This is a genomic window from Microcoleus sp. S28C3, assembly GCF_036700785.1.
GTDB classification, from domain to species: domain Bacteria; phylum Cyanobacteriota; class Cyanobacteriia; order Cyanobacteriales; family Microcoleaceae; genus Microcoleus; species Microcoleus asticus.
On the sequence record NZ_JAUBPO010000259.1, the window covers coordinates 1 to 2,171 of the forward strand.

General features: G+C 42.6%; 2 protein-coding genes. Both read left to right on the top strand.

All coding sequences use genetic code 11. The annotated features are described in order from the left end of the window. Positions 1–902: 902 nt before the first annotated feature. Positions 903–1,127, top strand: a complete 225-nt coding sequence (locus QUA13_RS32260) for a hypothetical protein (protein WP_006635912.1) — start codon at positions 903–905, stop codon at positions 1,125–1,127. Positions 1,128–1,758: 631 nt separating this feature from the next. Continuing rightward, complete coding sequence (locus QUA13_RS32265; protein ID WP_333205141.1) at positions 1,759–2,010, top strand: TIGR02450 family Trp-rich protein; 252 nt, start codon at positions 1,759–1,761, stop codon at positions 2,008–2,010. Positions 2,011–2,171 lie beyond the last annotated feature (161 nt).

Here is a 2,171-nt window from a genome sequence, read left to right on the forward strand (position 1 = left end):
TACTAAGATGGTGGATGTTTTACTGGCTACTGCGCTTGATTTGGTGAATACTAAGCACTTCAAAAACTGGTTTACAAGCTGCTGCTACTGTACTTCATAAATGTGGAATCCGCTGTATCAATGGATGAAAGACTGTTTAAACTGGTGCTTTTTTTAAATTATTAGCATTGACGGATATGTTATGAATTATACAAATTGAGCCGTTACTGGCAATTCTAGCCGACGAACGATCGCCCGTAATGAATTCAGAAAACAAATTCACCGCCACACAGCGCAAAAACTCAGGATTAGCAAGCTGCGACTCTTAATTGGCGTGGACATCACAAAGCTGCCTTAATTAACACCAATAAGGGCTTTGCAAGACGAGCAAAAAAACATATCATTGAGAAACAAGAATAAAAACTTGCTCGCTTATGGTAGCCCAGGCAACAACACGTATGCCTGAAGTTATAGTCCACAGCGAGACCTACGGGCAGCTCTAAATCAATAGGGTGAGGTAGTTGTGTCTGAGTGTTAAGAGGGGCGATCGAAGAGGAATGTTCGGCGAGCGATCGCTTCCCAATGGAGGATGGTAAAACCTAAGAAGGCAAGGAGTTGGAGACAAGGCTAAACTTTTTGAATTCACGAGAGTAGCGTTAGCACTAAACTCTGCCGTATTGTCGGGAGCCAGCCAAATTTGTAACAGTTCTTAACTATGAATAATTCTGCGAAAATTGCTAGCATAGTGACACTTTTGCTAACAAAAACAGATAAAGTAAATAAAGTTGGCTAGCTCTAGAGGCCCCGATCCCCATCCTGGGGATGTTGAATCAATTTGATTCGTACCAAAGGGTTTTAGGGTTACACTTGGAAACAAAGCATCGCTATTTAACTGAGTTCTTTAGTTACTTTTACTTTCAGCTATGAACGTGGATTTTATCAAAGCCCAAGTCAGGTTGCTACAGGGTGCAAGTTCATCGGAGCGAGAGACCCTTATTAAGAACATCGGCGTCTGTGCTGGCGTGATCAGACCCGGAGAGTACGTGACTCCTCAGCGGAAGCACGCCATCACTCTCTGGCTGCAAACAAATGCGGTTCGCCTCCGGCTACCCCAACTTCCTCTGGATTTATCGGGCCAAAAGCCTTAACAAGGAAGCAATCAAAGGGTGACGACAGAATGAAAAAAATTAGTCAATCTTTCCTAAAAGTGCTTTTTTATTGAGCTGTACAGGATCAATGAAACACGATTAAGATTGAAAAAATGTTTGTAAGGAGAGTTGGGCTCGAAAAGACGCCTGCGGACAAGAAGCGGCCGACCGCTTTGGCAGAAGCAGGAAGTGAAGGTCAAACCTGCTTGAAAAGTAGATTTGAGTAAGTTTCACAGAACGGATTATTGTGCACAACTATAACCTGGGTTATTTGCTTTTAGATTTGAGATTCACGATTTAGCTCGTGCTGCATAAATTTCCTATTTGTGGATCGAGTGAAAAATCATCCCTATTCAATAGGTATAACTAATTACAGGGGCAGTCATTGAACTGCCCTTACTTTTGAAAACCGAGGCGAAACTACTACAAGTTACAATAAACGCATCTACTTGCAGATAGAGTTTAGGTGAACTCTGATGTAAGCTGCAGCGCCTCTATATTGTCTGTTATGTTCTAGAGGGGAGGGAGAGAGGATTGGATTAGACGAGTTTTGATAGGGAATTAATATCATCAAACAGAAGGAGTTATTACAATTAACTTGCTTTCTAATATATTTGTCAACGAAAATACTGTGCCGAAGAAACAAAAATTTCCTTATTTAGTGGGTTCCCGATGGACTTCACACCAAAAAACTTGGGGGTGGCGACACTTCCAAGTAGTTAACCGAAAAAATGAGGGTAAATGGGTATTTGCGGAAATGGTGGCGGCTTGCGATCCAAATGTCCGTTTTTGGCTGAACGCCGCACAGCTCAAAGACCGATCGCTCTGGGAAGCTGGATGGCAGTCTACGCAAGAACTAGAGGAATTAGAAGCAGCGGAATAAAAGACAGCGCCTTGGGCTAGAGTGATCAGCAATTCTCATTTTAAAGAATCGCTGTTCAATCTCTCGAAATGCCGGTATTGTAATGAACAACAGTTCGGACATATTTTGGGAGAGTCAGGCTCTGAGAGAGCCGTATTCTAGGAGTTTTCGGTAGTTTGGAT

What these genes read in the sequence shown, in the direction of transcription:
- QUA13_RS32260 (WP_006635912.1), top strand. Translation starts at nt 903, where the DNA reads ATGAACGTGGATTTTATCAAAGCCCAAGTCAGGTTGCTACAGGGTGCA.